General features: G+C 70.4%; 19 protein-coding genes. 2 read left to right on the forward strand and 17 right to left on the reverse strand.

Annotation, left to right across the window (positions count from 1 at the left end; translation table 11 throughout):
- Nucleotides 1-195: 195 nt before the first annotated feature.
- Together ACFQ7C_RS18500 and ACFQ7C_RS18505 are read right to left on the reverse strand one after the other, a co-directional pair.
- Complete coding sequence (locus ACFQ7C_RS18500) at nt 196-2,568, reverse strand: DUF6351 family protein (RefSeq protein WP_378904745.1); 2,373 nt, start codon at nt 2,566-2,568, stop codon at nt 196-198.
- A gap of 94 nt (nt 2,569-2,662) precedes the next feature.
- Entirely contained in the window at nt 2,663-3,547 is an 885-nt protein-coding gene (locus tag ACFQ7C_RS18505) for a PaaX family transcriptional regulator C-terminal domain-containing protein (protein WP_378904748.1), read from the reverse strand.
- A gap of 57 nt (nt 3,548-3,604) precedes the next feature.
- On the opposite strand from ACFQ7C_RS18505, the gene ACFQ7C_RS18510 reads away from it, so the two are divergent.
- On the forward strand, nt 3,605-4,141 hold the full coding sequence (locus ACFQ7C_RS18510) for a MarR family winged helix-turn-helix transcriptional regulator (protein WP_378904751.1): 537 nt from the start codon (nt 3,605-3,607) through the stop codon (nt 4,139-4,141).
- On the opposite strand, the gene ACFQ7C_RS18515 is transcribed toward ACFQ7C_RS18510, so the two are convergent.
- From ACFQ7C_RS18515 to ACFQ7C_RS18560, 10 genes are all read right to left on the reverse strand, one after another.
- Entirely contained in the window at nt 4,138-5,334 is a 1,197-nt protein-coding gene (locus tag ACFQ7C_RS18515; protein ID WP_378904754.1) for an MFS transporter, read from the reverse strand. The two genes, ACFQ7C_RS18510 and ACFQ7C_RS18515, sit on opposite strands and share 4 nt — an antisense overlap.
- A gap of 4 nt (nt 5,335-5,338) precedes the next feature.
- Nucleotides 5,339-6,598, reverse strand: coding sequence for a 2-hydroxyacyl-CoA dehydratase (locus ACFQ7C_RS18520; RefSeq protein WP_378904757.1), 1,260 nt, complete (start codon nt 6,596-6,598; stop codon nt 5,339-5,341).
- A complete protein-coding gene (locus ACFQ7C_RS18525; protein ID WP_378904760.1) occupies nt 6,595-7,635 on the reverse strand; it encodes a 2-hydroxyacyl-CoA dehydratase in 1,041 nt (346 codons plus the stop codon). The genes ACFQ7C_RS18520 and ACFQ7C_RS18525 overlap by 4 nt, the downstream gene beginning before the upstream one ends.
- A complete protein-coding gene (locus ACFQ7C_RS18530) occupies nt 7,632-8,876 on the reverse strand; it encodes a CaiB/BaiF CoA transferase family protein (RefSeq protein WP_378904763.1) in 1,245 nt (414 codons plus the stop codon). The genes ACFQ7C_RS18525 and ACFQ7C_RS18530 overlap by 4 nt, the downstream gene beginning before the upstream one ends.
- Nucleotide 8,877: 1 nt before the next feature.
- Complete coding sequence (locus tag ACFQ7C_RS18535; protein ID WP_378904766.1) at nt 8,878-9,984, reverse strand: CapA family protein; 1,107 nt, start codon at nt 9,982-9,984, stop codon at nt 8,878-8,880.
- Between the two features lie 14 nt (nt 9,985-9,998).
- Nucleotides 9,999-10,808 (reverse strand): amino acid ABC transporter ATP-binding protein, encoded by an 810-nt coding sequence (locus ACFQ7C_RS18540; protein WP_378904769.1) that lies wholly within the window; start codon nt 10,806-10,808, stop codon nt 9,999-10,001.
- Complete coding sequence (locus ACFQ7C_RS18545) at nt 10,805-11,728, reverse strand: amino acid ABC transporter permease (RefSeq protein ID WP_378904772.1); 924 nt, start codon at nt 11,726-11,728, stop codon at nt 10,805-10,807. The genes ACFQ7C_RS18540 and ACFQ7C_RS18545 overlap by 4 nt, the downstream gene beginning before the upstream one ends.
- A 10-nt stretch (nt 11,729-11,738) precedes the next feature.
- Nucleotides 11,739-12,635: a transporter substrate-binding domain-containing protein gene (locus tag ACFQ7C_RS18550; RefSeq protein ID WP_378904775.1), complete on the reverse strand. Its 897-nt coding sequence runs from the start codon at nt 12,633-12,635 to the stop codon at nt 11,739-11,741.
- A 211-nt stretch (nt 12,636-12,846) separates the two neighbouring features.
- Nucleotides 12,847-15,450, reverse strand: coding sequence for an alpha/beta fold hydrolase (locus ACFQ7C_RS18555; RefSeq protein ID WP_378904779.1), 2,604 nt, complete (start codon nt 15,448-15,450; stop codon nt 12,847-12,849).
- Between the two features lie 237 nt (nt 15,451-15,687).
- The gene (locus ACFQ7C_RS18560) at nt 15,688-17,169 is read right to left on the reverse strand and encodes an aldehyde dehydrogenase family protein (RefSeq protein WP_378904782.1); all 1,482 of its coding nucleotides are present in this window, start codon (nt 17,167-17,169) and stop codon (nt 15,688-15,690) included.
- A 220-nt stretch (nt 17,170-17,389) separates the two neighbouring features.
- Here ACFQ7C_RS18560 and ACFQ7C_RS18565 point away from each other — a divergent pair, with 220 nt between their 5' ends.
- Entirely contained in the window at nt 17,390-18,049 is a 660-nt protein-coding gene (locus ACFQ7C_RS18565; RefSeq protein WP_378904785.1) for a GntR family transcriptional regulator, read from the forward strand.
- Nucleotides 18,050-18,146: 97 nt separating this feature from the next.
- Here the strand turns inward: ACFQ7C_RS18565 and ACFQ7C_RS18570 are convergent, their stop codons facing one another.
- From ACFQ7C_RS18570 to ACFQ7C_RS18590, 5 genes are read right to left on the reverse strand one after another with little or no spacing between them, the layout of a single operon-like run.
- Nucleotides 18,147-19,415: an ABC transporter substrate-binding protein gene (locus ACFQ7C_RS18570; protein WP_378904788.1), complete on the reverse strand. Its 1,269-nt coding sequence runs from the start codon at nt 19,413-19,415 to the stop codon at nt 18,147-18,149.
- Between the two features lie 22 nt (nt 19,416-19,437).
- Nucleotides 19,438-20,535 carry a branched-chain amino acid ABC transporter permease gene (locus ACFQ7C_RS18575; protein ID WP_378904791.1) on the reverse strand — a complete coding sequence of 366 codons (1,098 nt, stop codon included), beginning with the start codon at nt 20,533-20,535 and terminating at the stop codon, nt 19,438-19,440.
- Nucleotides 20,535-21,422: a branched-chain amino acid ABC transporter permease gene (locus ACFQ7C_RS18580; RefSeq protein ID WP_378904794.1), complete on the reverse strand. Its 888-nt coding sequence runs from the start codon at nt 21,420-21,422 to the stop codon at nt 20,535-20,537. Before ACFQ7C_RS18580 ends, ACFQ7C_RS18575 begins: the two co-directional genes overlap by 1 nt.
- Nucleotide 21,423: 1 nt before the next feature.
- Nucleotides 21,424-22,134, reverse strand: a complete 711-nt coding sequence (locus ACFQ7C_RS18585) for an ABC transporter ATP-binding protein (protein WP_378904797.1) — start codon at nt 22,132-22,134, stop codon at nt 21,424-21,426.
- A complete protein-coding gene (locus ACFQ7C_RS18590; protein ID WP_378904800.1) occupies nt 22,121-22,900 on the reverse strand; it encodes an ABC transporter ATP-binding protein in 780 nt (259 codons plus the stop codon). The genes ACFQ7C_RS18585 and ACFQ7C_RS18590 overlap by 14 nt, the downstream gene beginning before the upstream one ends.
- Nucleotides 22,901-22,974: the final 74 nt, after the last annotated feature.

A 22,974-nucleotide genomic window follows, 5' to 3' on the forward strand; every position in this document is an offset into this window, starting at 1 on the left:
GGGTGGACGAGAGGGTGGGAAGCACCCACACTCTCGTCCACCCGGTGCACTCTCGCGGTCTGGACCCGCGGTGAGGGGCGGGCGGGGCGGGCGGAGGGGGCGGAGCGGGCGGAGCGGCTCCGGCCTCCGGCGTCCCGGCGTGAATGCCGCGTCCCCCGGACCGATGGGGTCAGTCCGGGGGACGCGGGGCGAGGGTCAGGGCTTGCCCGGCGCCTTCTTCACCTTCTGCGTCTCGGCGGAGAGCAGCGTCTGCGAGACGCGATCATCGCCCGACACCGTCACCCTCACCCGGAGCTGCGCTCCGACGAGGTCGGCTGTGGGGCTGAACGACGCCTCGGTCGCACCGGAGATCGGCGCGCCGTCCGCGATCCACTGGTAGGCGACTCCCGCCGCTCCGGGCGCCTCGACCTGGGCGGTCAGGACCTCGCCGACACGCGGCGTGCCCGCGACCGCGGGTGGTGCGGCGGCCATGGCCTCCGTGCTCCCGAAGTCGAGCCACGTGCCCTCGAGCGCCGTGTAGCCCTGCGGACGCTCGTCCCAGTCGCAGACGCCCGACGGGAACGTCGCGAGCAGTCGCGCCCACTGCGCATCGGTCATCGCCGGATAGCTCGCCCGGGCCGGCTCCGTCAGCGCGCACTTCAGACCGTCCGCGATGAGCGGCATGCCCGCCTCCGCCCGCGGCTGCGAGTGGTAGGGGTACAGCGTGTTGCACGCCGTCGACGGGTCGTCGTAGTCGAGCGGCTCGGCGATGAACACCATCTGCGCGTCGTAGCAGCCGTCGACGAGGTCCGCCGGACGTGCGGCGACGGTGCGCGCGCGGTCGCCGGGCCCGCCCGCCGCCTCGATCGCGTCGAGCCAGTCCTCGAGCTTGTCGAGCGCGGCCACCCGCATCTGATTCGTGTTGGCTCCGATGTTGGCGCCCGTCCAGTTGACGTGAGTGCCGGCATCCCCGTACGCCGCGAGCATGCGCTCGCGGATGATCGCCGAGCGGTAGCGCTCGTGGAAGTCGCCCGTCAGATCGGTGTAGTTGCGGATCTCGATCACGGGTGTCCACGCCAGACCGCCCGTCATCATGTTGATGCGCCCGGTGGCGTATGCCCGCTGGATCGCGTCGACGCTCGCTTCGGAACGCGCAGCGGTGCGGTTGCCGTCGACACCCATGCCACCGACCTGCTCGTTGAGCGACACGAACTGCTCGACGGTGATCGCCCCGCTCTGCAGGGCGTTCCAGCCGTACTGCACGCCGACGTTGTCGGGTTCCACGCGCAGGCCACGGCCCTCGGCATCCGTCCCGTAGACGTTCTTGACCATGTCCGCGATCGTGCAGCGGAGCCCTCCCGGGTTGCTGGGCGACCAGCGGTCTGCGACGGGGATCGCGGCGTTGCAGCCGCGGGTGGGGTCGTCCACGCCGTCGAAGAACGTGAAGCCGTTGCACGTGCCGGGAACCGCGTGGCCGGTGACCGCGACCTTCTGGGAGTTCGTCCAGCCGGCGCCGGTGGGCGAGTTCCAGTAGTTGAGGAGCGCCCGGCAGTCGTGGCCGCCGATCGTGGTCGACCGCTCGTCCGGGTACCCGATCTCGCCCAGCAGGCCGTCGAGGATGCCGGGGTAGTTGTTGGCCAGCAGCAGCTGCTGCATGGTGCCCGCGGATCCGCCCGAGCCGATCGTGTAATCGATGGGTCCGAGCTGCTCGACGACGTGCTCCTTGACCATCATCGCGGTCTCGGCGCTCGTGACGTCGTTGCAGTTCTGCGCGTAGACGTTGAACGTCGCGGAGGCGACGGCGTACCCGCGGCTGAGGAACAGGTCGTTCTGCACGCCGCCGGTGCTGGTGCCCTGCCAGTACCCGACGCCGCACGCGCCGCCGAAGGTGTAGACGAGCTTGCCGTTCCAGCCCGGGGTGTCCGCCCACGGCGTCGGCTCGGCGCTGCCCGGCACGTGGAGGACGGCGGTCTCGTACACGGCGCGGTTGATGGTGCCGCGCTCGACGCGCACGATGTACGGGACGGTGGCGCCGGCGACGGTCGTCGTCGCGAGATTCGCCGGGGTCGACCCGTCGGTCGGGTAGTTCGCGAACTGCCCGGCCGTCGTGCGGTAGCGGTAGCTGACCGCGGGAGCAGCGACGTGGCAGTCCGCGTCGACGGGGCCGAGGTTCCAGGCCGGGCCGGCGGCCGTGCAGTACATCGGATGCTGCGGTCCGGAGAACACCGGTCCGGTGATGGGGTGGTTCTCGACCTCGAGCGCGGCCTGGACCTGACCGTTCTTCTTCGTGACCTGGATCTCGCTGACGCCGACCGGAAGGCCCTCGACCAGACCGATCAGGCGCCCTTCGACCGGGCGGAACGCATCGGTCACGTCGACACCCGCTGACGCGATGCGGAAATCTTCACGGGCGCCGGCGACCGAGACCAGTGCGTCGCCGCCGGAGACGCTGTCGGCGCGCCCCGACTCGACCTCGATCGTGACCGGCTGCGCGGCGCTGACCGCGGTCGGCAAGGTCAGGCCGGCGAGGATCAGGCCCGCCGAGGCGACCACTCCCATCGCGAGCGGCCCGGTTCTGGATCTCTTCATTGCACCCTCCGTGGACGTCGTCGTCATGGCGCAGCATCGTCGCTGCCGCCTACGCGACAGAGTAGAACTCGTGGTGACGCTCGTCAACGAAAGATTAAGTGTTGGGGTCCTCCGTCATCCGACGTCGCGTCACCCGTTGCGCGAGATCCGCGTCGATCTCGCCGACGACCGCACGGATGCGACTCTCTGCGGCGTCCCCGAGCTGGTTGTAGCGCAACGCCCACGCACGACGGGTGGCCGCACGAGGCCAGTCGCCCGGCACCAGTTCGGCCGGCATCCCGGTGTCCAGCAGGCGGAACCCCTGCCAGCCCAGCATGAGCCGCATGCGCTCCGTGAACGCCGCCACGGGCGCGTCCGGCTGCTCCGACGCCATCGCGGCGGCGAACCGTCGATACTCCGCGGCGATGTCATCGAGGTTCCACGCCGACTGCGCGCCCCCGACGATCGTCGTCTGGAGGGTGGCGCGCATGGCGGTGACGTCGCCGACACCCAGGTCGCGAAGCTCGGACATCGCCGCGTCGGCGCGATCGCGCGGGGACACCCACACGCCGTCGTACAGTGGCGCGAACCCCAGCCAACGGAGCCGGGACCGCGCGAGATGCCGGGACGACCGCTCGGATTCCGGGATGGAGAACGCCAGGACCGTCCACAGCCCGTCCCACGAGGGCTCGATGAGACCGAACGACTCGAGCCAAGCGCCCTCCTCTTCGACGATATCGGAAGCCCGCGGCGTGAGACTGTGGGTCGTCCGCCGGCCCGTGCGCTCGGCGGCCAGCAAGCCGCCCCGCACCATCCGCGCCAACGTCGCCCGCGCGGCCGCCTCCTTGAGTCCGAGGTCGGTCAGGGCGGTGACGAGCGCACCCGTCGGAAGCGGCTCCTCGACGCGCCACCAGTAGTCGCCGAAGACGGTGAGCACCTGGCGGACGGGGGATACCCGGCGGATCTCCGGCGGGCCGGCACCGTCCTCGGCGAGAGTCATGCGTGACATCATCCCACCGGCGCCGATGGGGCGAGGATCGACACCTAAGCTGAAGACGTGCCGGACATCAGTCGAGACCCCCGAGGTACTCCCGCGACCGACCGGCTCAACTACACCGCGTACCGCCTGGCCCGCGCCCTGAACCGGGCCGCGGAGAACAGCGCCCTCGCGTACGGCGTGACCCTCCCGCAGCTGCTGATCCTGCAGGTGCTCGGCGAGGGTGTGCCGCTCTCCAACGCCCAGATCGCCCGCCGGACGTTCGTCAGCTCGCAGGCCGCGCACGTGGTGTCGGGTGAGCTGCTCGCGTCCGAGCTGATCGAGCGGGTGGAGCATCCGACCAATCGGCGGGTGAGGCTCGTCCGGCTGAGCGAGGTCGGCTGGACGCGACTGGCGGAGTGCGAACGCGAGATCCGCCAGCGCGAGGAGCGCCTCGCGGAGGCGATCGGGCCCGAGCTGGGCGACTCGCTGGCGGAGATCCTCGAACACGCTGCCGAGGTGCTCGCCGGGGGCTACTTCGGAGACAAGGACGCCGAAGCCGACGCCGTCGCACGCCGACGCCGCCCGAGCAACGGCTCCGGCATGACGCCTGCCTAGGCCGACCACGCGCGGCCGAGCCGTAGCAGCACGAACACCGAGCAGGCGAGCGCCGCGGTCCCGCCGATTGCGAGGGCGGTCCGCCCTCCGGATTCATCGATCACCCAGCCCATCAGGAGTGCCCCGAACGGCACCATGCCGTAGTTGCCGAGTGTGACGAGCGACATCGTCCGCCCGATGTGCCGCGGCGGCACGCTGACCTGCGCGGCGGCGTTGAGGATGCCCTGGTAGTACCCCACGCCTAGTCCGAGCAGGGGTCCGAGGGCGAGGAAGACGGGCAGTGTCGGCGCGGCCGCGTTGGCCAGCAGCGCGAGTCCCAGTCCGGCACAGGCGGCGGTGAGCGAGCGCACCGCGACGTGCGCGCGCGATGCGGCGAGGATTCCACCGAGGATCGCGCCGACTGCGTTGAGGGTGTGCGCGAGGCCGACGGCCGTCGCGTCCCCGTCGAATGTCAGCGCCACGGTGGAGGTCAGCACCAGCATCAGGTTGAGCGCGAGCAGCGCCACGACCGCGTTCACGACGAGCAGCGTGACCAGGGGGCTGTCCTGGCGCACGCGGTAGTCGTCGTCCGCACCGGCGCGGCTGCGGACCTCGCGCGGGTGCAGCGCGGACGGGCGGATGAGCGCGATCGACACGAAGACAAGAAGGAACGAGAGCGCATTGATGAGCATGCACGCGGTCGCGCCGAGTCCCTGGAACGCGACGCCGGCCAAGCCTGGGCCGATCGACCTCGCAGAGGCGAGCGCGATGGTGCTCAGCGACACCGCGCGACTGAGCTCGCCAGGACCGACGAGCTCGAAGATGATGCTCTGGGCCGCGACGCGGTCGAAGGTGTGCACGGTGCCGAGCGCCGCCACCAGGGCGTACAGCGCGCCGACCGGTACTCCCGGTAGCAGCGTCACCGCCGCCAGCGTCCCGACGATGACCGCCGACAGCAGCGAGGTGATCAACAAGATCGTGCGCGGGCGCACGCGGTCGGCCACCCGGCCCGCCGGGATGCTCAGCAGCAGCAGCGGCAGGAACTGGGCGACGGTCACGCCACTGAGGGCGCGCGCACTCCCCGTCGCATCGAGCACGACGAGTGAGAGCGCGAGGTTCTGGAACCACGTGCCGGTGTTCGACACGACCTGACCGGTGAAGTAGAGCGAGAACCTGCCATTCGCGAACGGCTGGAACACTCCCCCCGCGGTCACCGGGTCACGCGCTCGCGGGCACGCGGTCGCGCAGGAACGCAGCGATGCGATCGCGCACCGACGCCGTCGCCCGGGCGTCGGCATTGCTGCCGCGGATCTCGAGGACCGGGATGCCGCGATCCTCGAGCGCCGCCGAGATCAGGGCCCCGCCGGGCGTGTCGTCAGCGACGAGGTGCACGACGCCGTCCACACCGTGGGCGAGGGCTTCTTTGACGTACCAGGACGACGACATCGGCGGCACGTAGAGCAGGTCGGTCAGGCCGACGAAGCGCGCCGCCAGCGCGCGGACGGGGTCTTCGCCGTAGCGCGCATACCCGTCGGCGGCGATCGCCAGATACATCGACCACACGAACACCGCGTCGAACTCCTCCTGGAACGAGCGATACATGTCGAGGTCCGACCACAGCCCGCGCCCGATCCACATCAGCCGTCGCCGCTCGCGCGGCGCCACCGCGGCTCGGGCGTCGATGCGGCGGGCGACATCGTCGTGGAGGCGCTCCGCCGCCTCCACCGCCCATCGCGTCCCCCGGTGCCACTGCGGCACCATGACGCTCGGGATGATGTCGGTCACCGGCACCGGCAGCGGGCGCGCCGACGCGAGCAGGTCGCGGGTGCGCCTGTTCCACTCCGCCTGCTCGTTCGCCAGGGCCATGACGTCGGCCAGCCGGTCGCGGTCAAGCCGGCGGTCCAGCCGCGCCTCGAGCCAGGTGATGAGGTCCTCGATCTCGCCCTGGAGCAGGTCGATCCGGGGCGAGCCGAACACCTCCTCCCAGCGGTGCGTCACGAGGTCCCACCAGCCCTCCGGCGCCGGGTCGGCGGCCGTGCGCGAGAGCAGGAACGTCTCGGTGCCAGGACGGCGGCCCCACTGCTCGAAGATCTTGTGCGTGACGTCGCCGCCGCGCTCCGCGATGGCGAAGCGCGGCGCAGGCAGCCCGCCCCAGGGAGCGTCCTCTGCGAGCAGGCCCTGGGCCCCAAGCGGCAGCACGTCGTACTGACGGCTATAGTCCGGCAGACCGGCCGCCGCGACGGCGCGAAGGCTCGCCGGACCGGCACGCTTCGCCGAGATGATCGACGACCACCACTGGTTCACGACGTACGGGACATCCAGCGCGCGCAGAACCTCGTGCGGCGCGTCCGCGTTCGCCAGAGCGAGCGCCTCGCCGCCGCGGACCCTCTCGACCAGACCGCCGAACCACTCGCGCTGATGGGCGGTGGCCGCTGCGGCGCTCGGGAGTCGCTCGGGGGCGGCGGTCGGCGCGCTCATGCCGAAACCGCCTCTCCCGCCGGCGCATGGACCAGCCCACCGACGGCGTCGCCCTCGCCGCCGGGCGCCACGCGCGTCCGCACGCGGAACGGCACCTCGATCCCCGCGAGGAGTGCGGCCTGGTCGGCGACGTCCCAGGCCGGGGCCTCGTCGAGATCGCGGATGATTCCGACGACCCGCTCGGCACGGCTCTGCACCACGGCGTCGCGGGTGAGCCGCGCGCGGGCCGCGCTCGAGGCGGTGGCCGATCCCCCGACCCGGGCGAAGTGCTGATCGAGCAGATTCTCCAGGACCTCGTCGACATCGGCGCCATCGGCGGCCGCGCCCAGCCACGCAGCGTCCCCGGTGTCGTGGTCTTCGCTCACCACGACGCACGCCTGCTCTTCGAGCTCGCGGTAGAGATCGGCATCCGGGTGATCCGATCCCGTGACGTGGATGCGCGTGGCAGAGGCCGCCACGTCCGACCGCGCCCCATCCACGCGGGCGACCGCGTCGGACAGCGTCAGCCGGCTGGCCGCGATCATCGCCTCGAGCGCCACTGTGCCGCTGCAGCGCGGCGGAACGGCGCGGCGGCGGTCGCGCAGGCGCGCGATCGAGCGCCCCAGTTCGCGCTCCGCCTGCGCCGCCGCGGTCAGCGACGCGATGTCGGCGGGCCGACCGCTCACCCCCGTGAGGAAGGTCGTGAGGCTCTCGAGCTGGACGTGCGCGAACCGGCGTGCGGCGCTGGATTCCGCATGCGGCAGATCGAGGAGGTGCATTGCCAGGTGCGGCGCGATCGCGCGCAGCACGTAGAAGAGGCGGACGTGCGCCTGGCTGTCGGCGGACACGATGAGAGCGTCGCACTCGACGCGTCCGGCCGTCAGCTCCGTGAGGATCCGCGCGGCCGGGGCATCGACAGCGCCCAGCAGCTGGGCGGCAGCCGGATCGATCGGCCCCCGCCACGAGCCGGTGAGGCGATACGCTATGGCGCCGGCACCGAGAACGAGCTGACGGGGCACGTCGTTCCCGACGATCGCCACCACCGGCACGCTGCTCACAGCACGCCGTCCCGGCGCAGCGCCTCGACCCGCTCCTCGTCGTATCCCAGCAGCTCCGCGAGTACGTCGCGGGTGTGCTCGCCGAGGCCCGGGGCCGGCCGCGAGAGGTCGGCGGAACTCCGGGAGAAGACGACCGGCAGGCCGCTGCCGTAGAGCCCCTCGAAGTGCCCGAACCGAGGGTGCACGAGCGGCACCACCTCGCGCCGGCTGGTCACGATGTCGTCGCGGACCGCGGTCGCCGTGTCGCGCACGGGCGCTGCCGGCACACCGTTGCGTTCGAGCGCCGACAGCACTTCGGCGGAGGACCGCGTAGCGGCCCACTCCGCGATCATGCCGTGCAGCGCATCGGCGTGCGAGACGCGCGCGTCGCGCGACGAGAAGCGCGGGTCGTCGGCGAGGTGGCCGTTGTCCATCGCCGCGAGCGTGCCCTCGGCGAACTGATCCGTCGGCGCGCAGATGGCGAACCAGCCGTCCGCGGACTGGAAGGTCCCGAACGGCGCGAGACGCGGCACCACCGCGCCGGTGCGCAGGGGGAAGCCGACCGACTCCAGCGCGTCGAAGGGCTCGCAGGCGACGAGCGACGTGAGACTGCCGAGCATCGAGACGTCGACGTGCTGTCCCTCGCCGGTCGCCTCCGCGTCCATCACGGCGGCCAGCGTGCCGATCACGGCGAAGAGCGGTGCAACCAGGTCGCCGATCGGCAGCCCGAACCGGATGGGTGCGTCTCCTGGCTCTCCCGCGGTCATCATCACCCCGCTCAGCGCCTGGATGATGGTGTCCATCGCCTTGCCCTCACCGGATACGCCCTGCGCTCCGAACCCGCTGATGGAGGTGTACACGATCCTCGGGTTGACCTGCTGGACGGCCGCGTAGTCGATGCCGAGCCGCCGTGTGACCCCGGCGCTGTAATTCTCGACGACGATATCGGCGTGGCGGACGAGGTCGAAGAAGACGCTACGGCTCTCGGGGTGCTTGAGGTTGAGGGTGACGCTCTCCTTTCCGCGGCCGCGCGCCATCATCGACACCGACATGTCGTCGGGCCCGGTCCGCCGCATCTGCAGGCCGTCCGCGGTGACGTACGGGGAGTTGTTGCGCGAGGAGTCGCCGCCGCGGGCCGGGTTCTCGACCTTGATCACCCGTGCGCCGAGGCTCGCCAGCAGCAGCGTCGCGTATGGGCCGGCGAGCGCGGTGGTCAGGTCGATCACGGTCTTGCCGGCAAGGGGTCCATCGGTCGTGCTCATGTCAATCTTCCTTCGTCCGGGCGACGAGGCGATCGCCGGCCCAGTGGAGTTCCGTGTCGAATCCGGCTTCGCCGGTGATGCGCTGCAGATAGGCCGCAACCTGTTCGCCGCGCGGTGTCCGGCCGGCGGGCACCGGTCGCGCGTCGTCGTCGATCCAGCACGGGATGAGTCCCGCCTCGATGCCGGCGGCGCCCAGTGTCAGCACGGCGATCGCCGTGTGTCGACTCTCAGGGTGGAACGGGTAGTCGGGCATTGTGGGGTCCGGCGAGAAGCCGAACAGCCGCTGCCGCTGGCGCGCCCACGCCTCTCTTTCGGGTGCGTCGCCCGGAGCCGCGGACAGCGCCGCGGTCACGGTGGCGAAGTTCCCCAGCCCGTGGAAGATCGGTCGCCCTCGGTAGATCTCGACGCCCTTGAAGATGTGGGCGTGGTGGCCGAGGACGGCCGCCGCCCCGGCATCCACAGCGGCGTGCGCGATCTCCGTCTCGTACGCGGCGATCTCGACGGGCACATGCACCAGACCCTTGTGCAGGGCCACGATGACGACGTCGGCGGCGGTCGCAGCATCCGTCACCGCCCTCGCGAAGCGGCGAAGGCTCGACGGCTCCGCGAACGTGTCCACGCGCGGGGGTCCGCCGGGGTTCGCGTTGCGGGGCTCGTAGTGCGTGATGACGTCCACGTACGCCGCGCCGGGCTTGAGCGTCGTCGCCCGGCTCTCGCGCGGCCCGACGCAGTTGACGCTGAGCACGGCGATCCGGGTGCCGTCGATGTCGGCGATCGCGGGCGCGAACGCCTCGTCGATCGTCTCGCCGGTGCCCGTCGTCCGGATGCCGCGCTCCTCGCAATGGCGCGCCGTCTCGCGCATGCCCTCGGCGCCGAAGTCGTAGACGTGGTTGCCCGCGAGGGTCAGGATGCCGAACCCCGCGTCCGACAGCGCGTCCAGGGCTGACGGCGGCCCGGGCAGCGCGGGGACGTCCGTGGTCTGAACCACGCCCGACTCGACGTGCGGGATCTCGAGGTGGCCGATCACCAGGTCGGCCGCGCGCAGCACGTCGGCAGCGGGTTCGAGGAGCGGCCGCGCGTCGTCGCGCTCGAGGACGAGGTCGCCCACGGCGTGAATCGTAATCACGCGAGCCCGCCCGCCGGAGCCGCCGAGGTGCGCGTCAGGAACGTGCGCAGCCTCGTGGACTCGGGGCGGTCGAAGAAGTCCGCGGAGGGGCGGTCCTCGATGACCTGACCGTCGGCCATGAACACGCAGCGGTCGGCGACATGCCGGGCGAACTCCAGCTCGTGGGTGACGACGATCATCGTCATCCCGGTCTCGGCGAGATCCTTCATCACCTGCAGGACCTCGTCGACGAGCTCCGGGTCGAGAGAGCTGGTGGGCTCGTCGAACAGGAGGATCCGCGGCCGCGTCGCGACGGCGCGGGCGATCGCAACGCGCTGCTGCTGACCGCCCGAGAGCTGGCGCGGGTGGGCGTTCGCCTTGTCGGCCAGCCCGACGCGGGCCAGCAGCTCCATGGCCCGCTCCTTCGCCTCAGCTGGCGGCACCCCGTGCACCTTGACGGGCGCCTCGGTGATGTTGCGCAGCACAGTCCAGTGCGGGAAGAGGTTGAACTGCTGGAACACCATTCCCATCCGCCGGCGCTGGCGCTGCACATCGGCATCGGTCAGCGGACGGATGCCGTCACGGTGGCGCTCGTAGCCGAGGAGCTCGCCGTCGAGATACATCGCACCGCCCTGGATCGACTCCAGCTGGTCGATGCATCGGACGAGCGTGGACTTGCCCGAGCCGGAGGGACCGAGCACGGCGACGACCTCGCGGGCGTGGACCTCGAAGTCGACGCCGTCGAGTGCGAGGTGATCGCCATAGGACTTCCGCAGGCCCACGACCTGCAGCACCGGCGTCAGCGAGTTGTTCACCTGGGCGTTCATGCTGTCGCCTCCGCTCGTTCGACGGTCCGTCGCGCGACCGTTGCCCGCGACATCCCTCGGCTGAAGTGCCGCTCCACGCGGCGCTGCACCAGGGTGAGCGCGGTCACCACGACGAGGTACCAGATGACGGCGACGATGAGCATGGGCACGACTTCGTAGGTGCGGTTGTAGATCACCTGGACGGAGTGCAGGAGATCGCCCATCGCGATGACGCTCACGAGCGACGTGCCCTTCATGAGTGCGATCACCTGCGAACCGGTGGGCGGAATGATGACGCGCATCGCTTGGGGCAGCACCACCCGTGTGAACGAGTGCCAGCGGCTGAAGCCCATGGCCGCCGCCGCATCGCGCTGCCCCGAGTCCACCGACAGGATCCCGGCGCGGATGATCTCGGCCATATACGCCGCCTCGTGGAGCGACAGTCCGATGATCGCCGCGGTGAGAGGCGTGATGAGGTCGTTCGTGGGCCAGCTGAAGAGCTCGGGCCCGAACGGCACGCCGACCGCCAGCCGTGGCAGCAGGTAGGCGAGGTTGTACCAGAAGATCAGCTGCACCAGTGGCGGGACACCGCGGAAAACACCGACGAAGACGATGCACGCCCACCGCAGCGGGGCGAACTCGCTGAGCTGCCCCGCGGCGAGCGCCGTGCCGAGGATCGATCCGAGCACCATGCCGACAGCCGTGAGCATGAGCGACATGCCGAGGCCCAGCAGAACGGTGGGGTTGAACAGGTACTCCGCCACGACCGGCCACTCGAAGCGCTCGTTCGTGACCAAGAACATCACGATCTGCGCGCTCACCAGGACCAGCAGAGCGCCGACCACCACGCGCCAGGGATGGATCCGGCGTCGCGCGTTCGCGACGTCGACCGTGCGGTCCGCGAACGGGTTGCGCACGGGCTGTGTCCGGAGATCGGTCATGGCCGCCGCCTCACTCGCTCGTCATCGGGTTGAGCACGGGAGCCTCGACGGCGGCATCCTCGATGCCCCACTCGGACATGATCCGCGCGTATTCGCCGTTCTCGAAGATCCCCTCGAAGGCCGCGAGCATCGGCTCGGCGAGGCCGTTGCCCTTCGGCATGAACAGGGCGAGCTGATCGACGCCTGCGCCCTGCTCGTCGGACTGGATGAGGTAGCCGTAGCGGTCGGGGTCCGACGCCTGCAGGTCGATGGCCGCCGACTGCGTCGTGCCGGCATAGTCCGCGCGGTCGGAGTTCACCGCGAGGAACGTGGCGTTGCTGTCCTCGAGGCCGATGAACTCGGCCGGGTCGAGGCCTTCCGCCTCGCACCACTCGTTGTACCGCACGAGCTGACTCTCGGTCACCGAGCCGGTCACCCCGGCGACCCGGGCGCCGCACACGGCCTCGGGGTCATCCAGCTCGTCGGCGCGCTCGTCGAGGTAGACGTAGGAGGTGCGCGTGGTCATCCAGACAACGGCGTCGAAGTCGGCCTCGCGCTCAGGCGTGGTGCGCACCGGGCCGTTGAAGGCGTCGTAACGACCCGAGAGCATGCCGGTGAGCATCGCGTCCAGGCCCGACGACGTGAGGATCTCGAACGGCACGCCGAGCTGCTCCGACAGGGCGGCCTGGAGCTCGGGGTCGATGCCGGTGATCTCGCCGCCCTCTTCGATCGTCCGGTAGGGCGGGTGGGTGTCGCCGGCGATCTTGATGACGCCGGCGTCCTTGATCGCTTCGGGAAGCTGGTCGTACAGGGGAGCTTCGGCCGCGGCCGCCTCCTCCTGATCGGACGCGGGCGCCGGGGACGCCGAGCAGCCGGCGAGGAGTGCGATCGCGACGAGGGGAATGGCTACGGCAGTGCTGGTACGCATGGGGACTCCACATCGTTGTGCAGGAGAGCGGCGTCTCGTGAGGCCGCAATAACATCATAAAAGTTGATGGTTGAATTTCTCAACTATCAATTTCCACCACAATCCTGAGCGGGCACCGGACGCCGCCCGCTGGGGTCAAGGCCGCACCGGGACGCAACACGCCGAAGGGGCGGCGCAGGATCGCTGCGCCGCCCCTCCTCATCGCCGACGACTACCCCACGGCGCCCGCCGGGGCCGTCGTGCCCGCCGTGAACTCGCGCGGGAACGCGGGGACGCGATGCACCGCGGTGAACTCCGCCCGGCCGAGGTCGACCTCCGACGCCTCCTGCAACCGCTGTGCGCGAGAGTTCAGCGCCGCGGGCGTGGTCTTGCTCCACTCCCCGGTCCGGACCCGCTCCACCACGACATCGATCGCCGCGGCGTACTCGGCAGTGATGAAGGAGCAGTGACCGGACCGATCGACGACGGCCTGCCGCAGCATGCCGGCACTGCCGGCCGCCGCGACGGCCGACTCGTATGCGCGCATCTCGCTCAGCGCCGCCCGAGGATCGGTGGCGGTGTAGAGATCGAGGACGGGCACGTCCAGCACGCCGTCATAGACGCCGCCGGACCGCGCCCACTCGACGGCCGCAGCATCGGCCGTGACGCGGGGCGCCTCGGCCAGCGCCGCCAGGTCGGCGTCGAGGTCGACGCCGGCCTGGGCGTAGAGCCTGCGCACCAGGTCGTGCTGGCCCGAGTCCTCGAACTGGGCGCGGTAGTCGACGCCGACGTTCCACGAGATGCTGCCTCCCGCGATGGCCTCCAGTACGGAGCGGCGCAGCAGCATCAGCGCGATGCTGCTGCCCATGGTCGCCACCCGGGTCTCCGCGTCCCCCGGCGCCGGTTCCGGCTCCCCGGCCGGCCACCCCGAGACCCCGCCGATCGCACCGGCCAGCGCCAGCCGCGCCCGCCCCTCAGGCGTCGACGACGCCTCTTCGACGAGCGCTGCGAGGGCTGCGTCGGCGGCGGCCTGATCGGTGATGCGGGTGAGCTCGATCGGCGTCGCACCGACGAGCACGTCGAGGACGAAGGTCGCGTCGAGCCGGTGGTTCCACATGCCGACGAGGCCGGCACCGCCGCCGCACATCGGAACGGCCCCGTCGATGAGGGTTCCGTACTCGTCGACCGTGTCGCGCGTGACCAGCCCGCCGAGCGAGCCTCCCGCGACGATCGTGATCTCCGGATCGGCGCCGGCCTTCTCGACGAAGATGCCCTTCAGCTCCATCAGGTCGGCGGAGCCCGCCGCGACGTCCCAGTCCGTGATGTCACGCGCGCGGGTCGCGGCAGCGTATCCCTGCTCTACCAGCCATCGGACGCGGGCATCCGTGGGCCGCCGGAGGTCGGGGTCGAGAACCAGCACGCCGTTCCAGTCGCCGGGCAGGTGGATGTTGTAGGGCGTGCCATTGGCGAGCGCGCCGGTCCACATCGCATCCTCCTTCTCGGGCTGGGCGGGCTCGACGAGCGTATACGGACGATTGAACCGATCGGGCTCGAAGGCGATGAACCGGCTGTCGCCCAGCCCCAGAGCCTCGGCCGATGCGTTCATCCGCTTCGGCTTCTCACCGTTCGACCAGTCGGCCGTGTCCAGCCTCTGGAAGAGGAGCTCGACCGCCGCCAACTGCTCGGCGGCGGTGAAGGCGCAGTGGCCGGCCGACTCGACGTACACCTGACGCAGCAGATCCTGAGTTCCGGCCCTGCGAACCTCTGTGTCGTACTCGTTCTGCTGGGCGACCGTGGAGATCTGATCGCCGATGTTGCTCATCGCGACGACCGGCACGCTCAGACTGCCGTCGAACTCGGTGCCCGCGGCGAACCGCTCCACCGCGCCCGGGTCGGCCGCGATCCGGTCGGCGGTGTTCACCGTCGACAGATCGGCTGCGAGCGAGAGCCCGGCCTCGCGATAGAGCCGCTCGACGACGCGGCGCGCCTCCGGGCTCGCCGTGCGCAGCTGCTCCGCGTAGTCGACCCCGGTGTTCCACGAGGGGTTCCCGGCGACGACCGCCTCGATGCTGCGGCGGCTGCTCATGGCCTGACCGATGTAGGGGAGCGCGTCACCGGAGAGCGCGCCGTACCACCCGGCCTGGTAGGCCGCGGTCTGATGGGCCGCGGGCCGCGGCGCCGACTGCGCATATGCGGGCAGCTGACCGATCGCCGCGGCGAGCGCGATCCGCGCCCGGCCTTCGGGTGTCTCCTGGGCTCGCGCCAGGAGAGCCTGCCATCCCGCGACCGCGCCGCTCACGTCGGCCGGGATGCCCACCACGGGCAGGGTCTTCGTCGGATCGAGCAGGTGCGACAGGACGAACACGGTGTCGAGCTTCTGGTTCCACTGCGACACCGATCCAGACAGCCCGCCGCACATCGACACCACTCCGTCGACGGCGGACGGGTGCCGTTGCGCCACGCCTGCGGCGACGAAGCCTCCCATCGAGCTTCCCATCGCGATGGCCCGGCCCGGTTCGCCGGCTTCGTCAGCGAACCGGTCGAGCGCCTCCACCTGGTTGTCGATCGCCGAGGCGATGTCCCAGCCGGTCACGGTCCTGGTCGTGCCGCCGTAGGCAGCGCCGTCCTCGAGCAGGCGCTGCACATGCGCACCGACCGTCGCCCGCGACGCGAAGTCGAGATCGACGAAGACGGTGCCGTTCCAGTCGTTGGGCACGAGGAACCGGTACGCCGTGGAGTCGTCCAGCTGACCCGCGATCACCCGCGTGTCGTCCGCGGTCGCCGACGGAGCACTGAGCAGCACTCCGGATGCGACGACCGCGGTGGCAGCGATCACCGCCGTCAGCCTGCGTGAGGAGGCAGCGCCTCTGATCATGAGCTTCTTCCCTTCGGTTGCGTCTTCGCACGGGGGCGCTCGCACTATTACGAGCGGAATATCAATTTGGTTGATATTCTGAGAAGCTACTGGGATCAGCGCGGCGACGTCAACGATTCCGTCGGAAGCATCCAGGAATGGCGAAAGGGCAGATCTCCGCGCGCCGTGCGCAGAGCTGCCCCTTCGCTGGTGCTGTCGTCAGTGGGCCATCGAGGCGAGCACCTCCGGGTCGAGCGTCGCGATGGAGCGGGTGTCCTGGAAGGCACGCACGCCCTCGATCCCCTGCTCCCGGCCGAAGCCCGACTGCTTCATGCCGCCGAATGGGGCGCGCAGGTCGAGTCGGGTCGCGCCGTGGTCGTTGACCCACACATAGCCGCACTCGAGCTGCGAGCCGACCCGCTGCGCTGCCTCGGGCGAGCCCGTCCACACGGAGCCGCACAGGCCGCCCCAGGTGTCGTTGGCGAGGCGCACGGCTTCGGCCTCGTCGTCGAACGGGATCACCGGGATCACCGGGCCGAACTGCTCCTGCGTCACGACGCGCAGCTCGAGCGCGGGGTCGACGACGATGGCCGGGCGCACGAAGTTTCCGCCCGCCAGATCGCCCTCGGGCAGCGAACCGAACTCGCGGACGTCGGCGCCGGCATCCTTCGCCTCCTGGATGATCTCGTCGACGAACGCCTTCTGCGCCGGCTGGTGCAGCGGTCCCATCGTGGTGCCCTCGTCGAGGCCGTAGCCGAGCCGCGCCGCCTCGAGGCGTGACGTGAGCCCGGCGACCAGCTCGTCCAGGCGCGAGCGGTGCACGAAGACGCGCTTGGCGTTCATGCAGATCTGGCCGGTCGTGTCGTAGATCGCGGCGTAGAGGCGGTCGAGGTGCGCGTCGTCGAGGATCGCGTCCTCGAGGAACACCGCCGCGTCGTTCCCGCCCAGCTCCAAGGTGACACGGGTGAGGGTCTTCGACGCCATCTCCATGATCCGCTTGCCGCCGTTGACGCTGCCGGTGAAGCAGACCTTCGCGATGTCAGGGCTCTGGATGAGTCCGGCCATGTCCTGGTCGCGACCGGTCACGACGTTGAGCACGCCGGGCGGCAGCTTCTCAGCCACACGCTGCACCACGCGTGTCGTCGCGAGCGGCGCCGAGGGCGGCGGCTTCACGATCGCGGTGTTGCCGGCCAGCAGGGCGTGGGGCAGCGCCGCTCCGAGGATCGCGATCGGCCAGTTGAAGGGAACGATCACGGTCACGACGCCCAGCGGCTGGTACGTCACGTCGGTCGACACCGGGATCGCGCCGGGGATGGGCGGCAGCGTCTTGGACGCGTCCACCTCGTCCGCCAGCATGAGCGCGAGGTTCCAGCGGATCTCGAACACGAGCGCGTCGATCCAGGCCTCCATCCGGATCTTGCCGTTCTCCTGCGACAGGACGGCGGCGTCCTCGTCGCGGTCGTCGGCGATCCCGGCGATCGCGTCGGCCATCGCAGCCGCGCGTTCCTGCGGCGTGAGCGCCGCCCACGCCGGGAAGGCCTTCTTCGCCGCGGCGACGGCATCCTTCACATCCGATTCCGTCGCGGCCGCCGCCTCGCCCACGATCGCGCCCGGCTTGCCGGGATCGACGATCGTCAGCACATCATCGGTGAACCGCTCCTCACCTCCGATGAACAGGCCCGTCCGGACCGAAGTCCCCATCGCCGTCTCGCCCATGGAACGCCCACCTCTCCGTGTTGTCCAACGTGATCCGCCTCGGGTCGGCGCGGATCGACACCTCTCCCAGCGTGCCTCTCCCATGCGGGTGAATCAAGATTGTCGACGATTTTCGCGCGGATTTCGTATGAGATTCTTGCGACGATCGGCCGCTCGCGAGATAGTGTCAGTGCACGGACGAAGGCGCCGAAGGGGGTTGGCCGATATGACGGATGCTGCAGTGCTGAGCGACGACGAGACCGCAGAGCGTCCCGACCTGACGCAGGTGATCCGCGAGGCGATCCTCGACGCGCAGTTCGCGCCGCACCAGCGCCTCATCGAGGCCGATCTCAGCGAGCGCTACGGCGCTTCGCGGGCCTCCGTGCGCACGGCGCTGCTGAACCTCGCCGGCGAAGGGCTCGTCGAGCGCCTCCCCAACCGCGGCGCGCGTGTGCGGGCGATCACCGTCGACGAGGCGATCGAGATCGTCGAGGTGCGCATCGGCCTCGAGACGCTGTGTGCCCGCAAGGCCGCCGAGAACCTCACGCCGGCCGACGCCGACGAGCTCCGGGCGCTCCGCGCCGACATCGAGAGCGCGATCGGCTCGGGCGACCTCATGGCGTACTCGCGCCTCAACCAGGAGCTCGACCGCCGCATCCGCGACCTGAGCCGCCACGGCACCGCGACGCAGCTGCTGGAGCGCCTGCGCGCACAGTCCGCCCGCCACCAGTTCCGGCTCGCCTTCCACCCCGGTCGCGCCGCGACGTCGGCGCCCGAGCACATCGCGATCATCGACGCGATCCTCGCCAAGGACCCCGACGCCGCCGAAGCCACGACGCGCGCCCACCTCTCGGGCATCGTCGAGGTGCTCCACGGCATGGAGTAGGAGACCCGGGACGAGGCATCCGTCTCCCGGATCAGGAGATCCGGCAGACCGCAAGGGGCGGACGGATGCTTCCGCCCACCCCCTCGCAGCGCTCAGGTCATTCGCCCCAGCTGGTGGCCGGGGCGTAGCCCTTGCCGTTGTACTTCTGCACCTGCACGGTCGAGACCGCGGGCTGGCCATCGACGGTGGTGTCGACGGTGGAGCCCTCGAGCATCAGCGGAGCAGTGAAGCCCGACACGTCGCGCAGCGCCTCCATGAAGTTCTCGCGCGTGGGCTCGGTCATGTTGCCGAACACCTCTTCCAGCGTCGCGCCGATCTGGTACGACCAGACGCAGTGCGGGAACGCGGGCACGTCGGGGTAGTTCGCGTACTCCTTGAGCTGCTCGAGGAAGGCGGCACCCTCCTCGCTCTCGGCGAACGTCGGCGCGGCCGCCGACTGGGCGAACGCGACCGTGTACACGCCGGGGAACGCGGCTGCGCCACCGGGCTCGAGGATCGCACTCGGGCTCGACGTGTTCGACGGCAGGAACCACGAGGGCAGCCAGCCCAGCTCCTGCGTCTTCTGCAGCGACGAGATCACGAGCGGCGTGATCGACATGGCGTTGAAGAACACGTCCGCGCCCGAGCCGGCGAGCTCGGTGAGCTGCGCGTCGACCGACGTGTCGGTGGCCTCGTAGGTGAGCTCCTTGACGACCTCGATGTTGTCGGCACCCTCGATGGCCGTCTTGAAGCCTTCGACGTAGCCCTCGCCGTAGTCGTCGTTCTGCGACAGGATCGCGACCTTGTGGTTCTCGCTCGATCCCGCCAGCAGCTCGCCGAAGGCCTCGCCCTCGTTCTGGTAGATCGGCACGAAGCCGAGCTGCCACGGGCTCTCCTCCTGGTTGCTGAAGATGGGGTCTCCCGTCATGATCAGCACCTGCGGCACCTCGTCGGCGATCGCCGCGTCGAGCCACGCCCGGTTGGTGGGCGTGCCGAGGCCGGCGGTCATCGCGAACACGCTGCTCTTGAGCTGGTCGTAGTTGGCCTTGGCCTTCTGCGGGTCGTACTCGTCGTCGAGCGCCTCGATCTCGACGGTGCGGGTCTGCCCGTCGCCGAACTCGACGCCGCCGTCGGCATTCTTGGCACCGAAGTAGGCCGTGATGCCGGCGACCGTGCAGGTGCCGGGGCCGGCCGTGGGTCCCGACAGCGGAGTGGTGATGCCGAGGGTGATGGAGTCGTCGGTGATGCCGGGACTCGCCGCGGCGCCGCCGTCCTCCGTGCTGTCCGGCGAGCCGCCGCCGCGCGCGCAGCCGGCAGCGAGCACGGCGACGATGCCGATTCCCGCGACGACCGAGGCGACGCGCATCCTTCTGCGATTCGTGCTCATGGGTCCTGCCTCTCTGTGTGGTTTACGACTGCGTCGTAGGGGGTGGGGGAGATGGCGTCGAAGGGGATCCCAGCGCGTCGCCGACGGTCGAGGATCCGGTGACGGTCGCAGCGGCATCCGACTGCATCGCTCCGCCGGCCGGTCCGCGCCCCGTGCCGGCATCGCGGCGGCGGCGGCGCCACAGCCGCGGCAGCGACACCAGGCCCCCGGGGAGGATGAACAGCACGACGAGGAGGATCGCGCCCTGGAGCATCGCCGTGATGTTGGGGTCGATGAGGTTGGTGATCTGCGGCAGCAGCACGTACCAGGCGCCGCCGAGGAGCGAGCCGATGATGCTGCCGGCTCCGCCGATGACCATCGAGGCGAGCAGCTCGATGGAGTGGCCGAAGTGCAGGGTCTCGGGCGACGTGTACTGGATCACGACCATGTAGAGGAAGCCGCTCACGCCGCCGATCAGGGAGGCGATCGTGAACGCCAGCACTTTGTAGCGGTAAGGCGAGACGCCCATCGACGCGGCGACCGCCTCGTTGCTCTTCACGATCGCGAACGCCCGGCCGTACTTGCCGCGGACGAGGTTGCGGGTGAGGAGGAACGTGATGCCGCCGATGAGGATCACGATGTACAGCTGCCACTGGTCGTCGTAGAGGCCCGTCCACTCCGGGGCGCTCGAGAAGCGCGCCGACGTGCCCTGCGACCCGCCGGTGAAGTCCGACAGCCGCTTGGCGAGCGGCAGGCCCACGAGCGGGAGGGCGATCGTCACCATCGCGATCGCGAGGCCGCCCAGGCGCGCCGCGGCGAGCGCGACGAGAAGCCCGAACACGGCCGGCACGATGCACGCGAGCACGAACACGAGGACGATGTTCCAGTCCTGGTTGACGCCGTACGCCGTGACGTACGCGCCGACGCCGACGAAGAAGATCTGCCCCAGCGAGACCTGGCCGGTGTAGCCCATCACGACGTTGAGACCGAGCACGGCGACCGCGAAGACGCCGATGCGGGCGATCGTCTGGTTGGCGAACTCCGGCAGGATGAGCGGCCCCACGATGAGCAGCACGACGACGAGGCCGACCCCTGCCCACTTCACCCAGGGGCGCGTCCAGAACTCCGCGGTCGAAGGCATCAGACGCGCACCACCGCTTTCCGGCCGAACAGGCCCTGTGGCCGCACGATGAGCACGACGAAGATGAGGATGAACGGCACGGCGATCTTGAGGTCGTGCCCGATGAAGGGGACGTAGACGGCAGCGAGGTTCTCGAGCACCCCGATGAGCCACGCCGCGACGACCACGCCGATCGGGCTCGAGAGGCCGCCGAGGATGCAGGCGGCGAGCGCATAGACGAGTGCGCCGTCCATCATCCCTGGGGTGAGGGTCAGTTGCGGCGCGACCAGGACGCCGGCGACGGCGCCCAGCACCGCCGCGAGCCCCCAGCCCACCATGAGGTTGCGGCCGACGTTGATGCCCGAGAACGCGGCCGAGCCCGGGTTGATCGCGACCGCCCGCAGGGCGAGGCCCAGCTTCGTGCCGAGGAACAGCGCCTGCAGGAGCAGCATGATGACGACGATCACGATGATGGTGCCGAGCGAGCGGACGCTGATCACCGCGCCCCCGATCCTGATCGTCTCCAGCGGGAACAGCGACGGGAACAGACGGTTGTTGTACGTCCAGATCCAGGCGCAGAGGCCGGTGATGAAGGTCAGCAGGCCGATGGTCACGACCACGGCGGTATCGGGATCGCCGCGCTCGAACCGGCGGATGAGGTAGCGCTCGATGAGCGCGCCCATGAAGAACGAGATCACGATCGCGGCCAGGATCGCCAGCACCAGGGGGACGCCGAACCCGTTGAGGGCCCACGCGATGTACGCCGACAGCACTGCCATGCCGCCCTGCGCGAAGTTGATCAGGCCGGTCGCCTGGTTGACGAGCACGATCGCGAGCGCGAGGGCCGCGTAGATCGATCCGGTCGAGAGGCCGTCGATCACGAGCTGGATGAAGGTGCCGGGGTTCACGTCAGCCTCCCAGGTATGCGCGGCGGATCTCGTCCATGCCCTTGAGCTCCGCGGTCGAGCCGGTGAGGACGTTGCGCCCCGTCTCGAGCACGGTCGCGCTGTCGACGAGGGTGAAGGCGAGGTTCGCGTTCTGCTCGACCACTACCATCGCGATCCCCGACTCGCTGCGCAGCCGCCCGATCGCCTGGTACACGGTCTTCGCCGTGCCGGGAGCGAGGCCGAGGGATGCCTCGTCGAGGAGCAGCAGCCGCGGGCGGGCCATGATCGCGCGGGCGATGGCCAGCATCTGCTGCTCACCGCCGGAGAGGGCCGACCCGTTGGAGCGGATGCGGTCCTGCAGCTGCGGGAAGAGGTCGAGGCAGTAGTCGACGTCGGCGCGGATGGCCTTGGCGTCCTTGCGGCGATACGCGCCGACCCGCAGGTTCTCGCGGACCGTCAGGTCGGAGAGGGTGCCTCGCCCCTCGGGAACGTGGGCGATGCCGAGCGCCGCGACCTGGTCGGGGCGCAGCCCCCTGAGGTCCTTGCCGTCGAAGCGGATCGTGCCGGTCGAGCGCACCGTGCCCGAGACGGCGCGGAGCGTGGTCGTCTTGCCCGCGCCGTTCGCACCGAGGATGCCGACGGCGCCGCCATCCGGAACCGTGAGCGAGACGCCCTCGAGCACCTGCACGCGCCCGTAGAAGGCGCGGACGTCGGCGAGCTCAAGCAGCGTCATCGACCGCGTCCTTTCCGAGGTACGCCTCGATGACCCGAGAATCGGCCTGTGCCTCGGCCGCCGAGCCCTCCATGAGCTTGCGGCCGTGGTCGAGCACGACGACGCGATCGGTGAGGGCGGAGATGAGTCCCATGTTGTGCTCGACGATGACGACGGTGATGTCGTCGTCGCGGACGCGCCGCACCGTCTCGATCAGCTGCTCGACCTCGGAGTGCGGGAGTCCCGCCGCCGGCTCGTCGAGCAGCAGCAGCCGCGGCTTCATGAGCAGAGCGCGGCAGAGCTCGACACCCTTGTGCAGTCCGTGCGACAGCTCGTCGGCCCTCGTGCGGGCGGCCCAGCCGAGGCCGTGGCCCTCGAGGAGGTCGAGCGCCTCCTGCCGGAGCGCCTTCTCGGAGCGGGTCGTGCGGGGCAGCCGCAGCGACCACTCCGCCGGTCCGCCGGGCAGGCGGCTGTGCGCGCCGAGGAGCACGTTCTCGAGCACGGTCTCGCGCAGCTGCAGCGCAGGGTGCTGGAACGTGCGCGCGAGTCCATGCCGCGCGAGGGTCGCCGGCGGCGAGCCGAGCACCTCGTCGTCGTCGATCGTGATCGAGCCGGCGCTCGGGCGGTAGTGGCCGCTCACGCAGTTGAAGAGCGACGTCTTGCCGGCGCCGTTGGGGCCGACGAGACCGAAGATCTGACCGGGCTCGACCGTGAAGGTCACATCCTCGAGCACCTTCACACCGCCGAAGTGCAGGCTCACGTCGCGGACTGCGAGCCGAGCGCCCATGGCCCCACCTTTCGCGTCGTCGCGTCGTCGTGGTCGGTCCGGGAGTCGAGTCCTCCCGTGCTTGGGAAACTACG

The organism is Microbacterium sp. NPDC056569, assembly GCF_042793475.1.
In the GTDB taxonomy this organism is placed as follows: Bacteria; Actinomycetota; Actinomycetes; order Actinomycetales; family Microbacteriaceae; genus Microbacterium.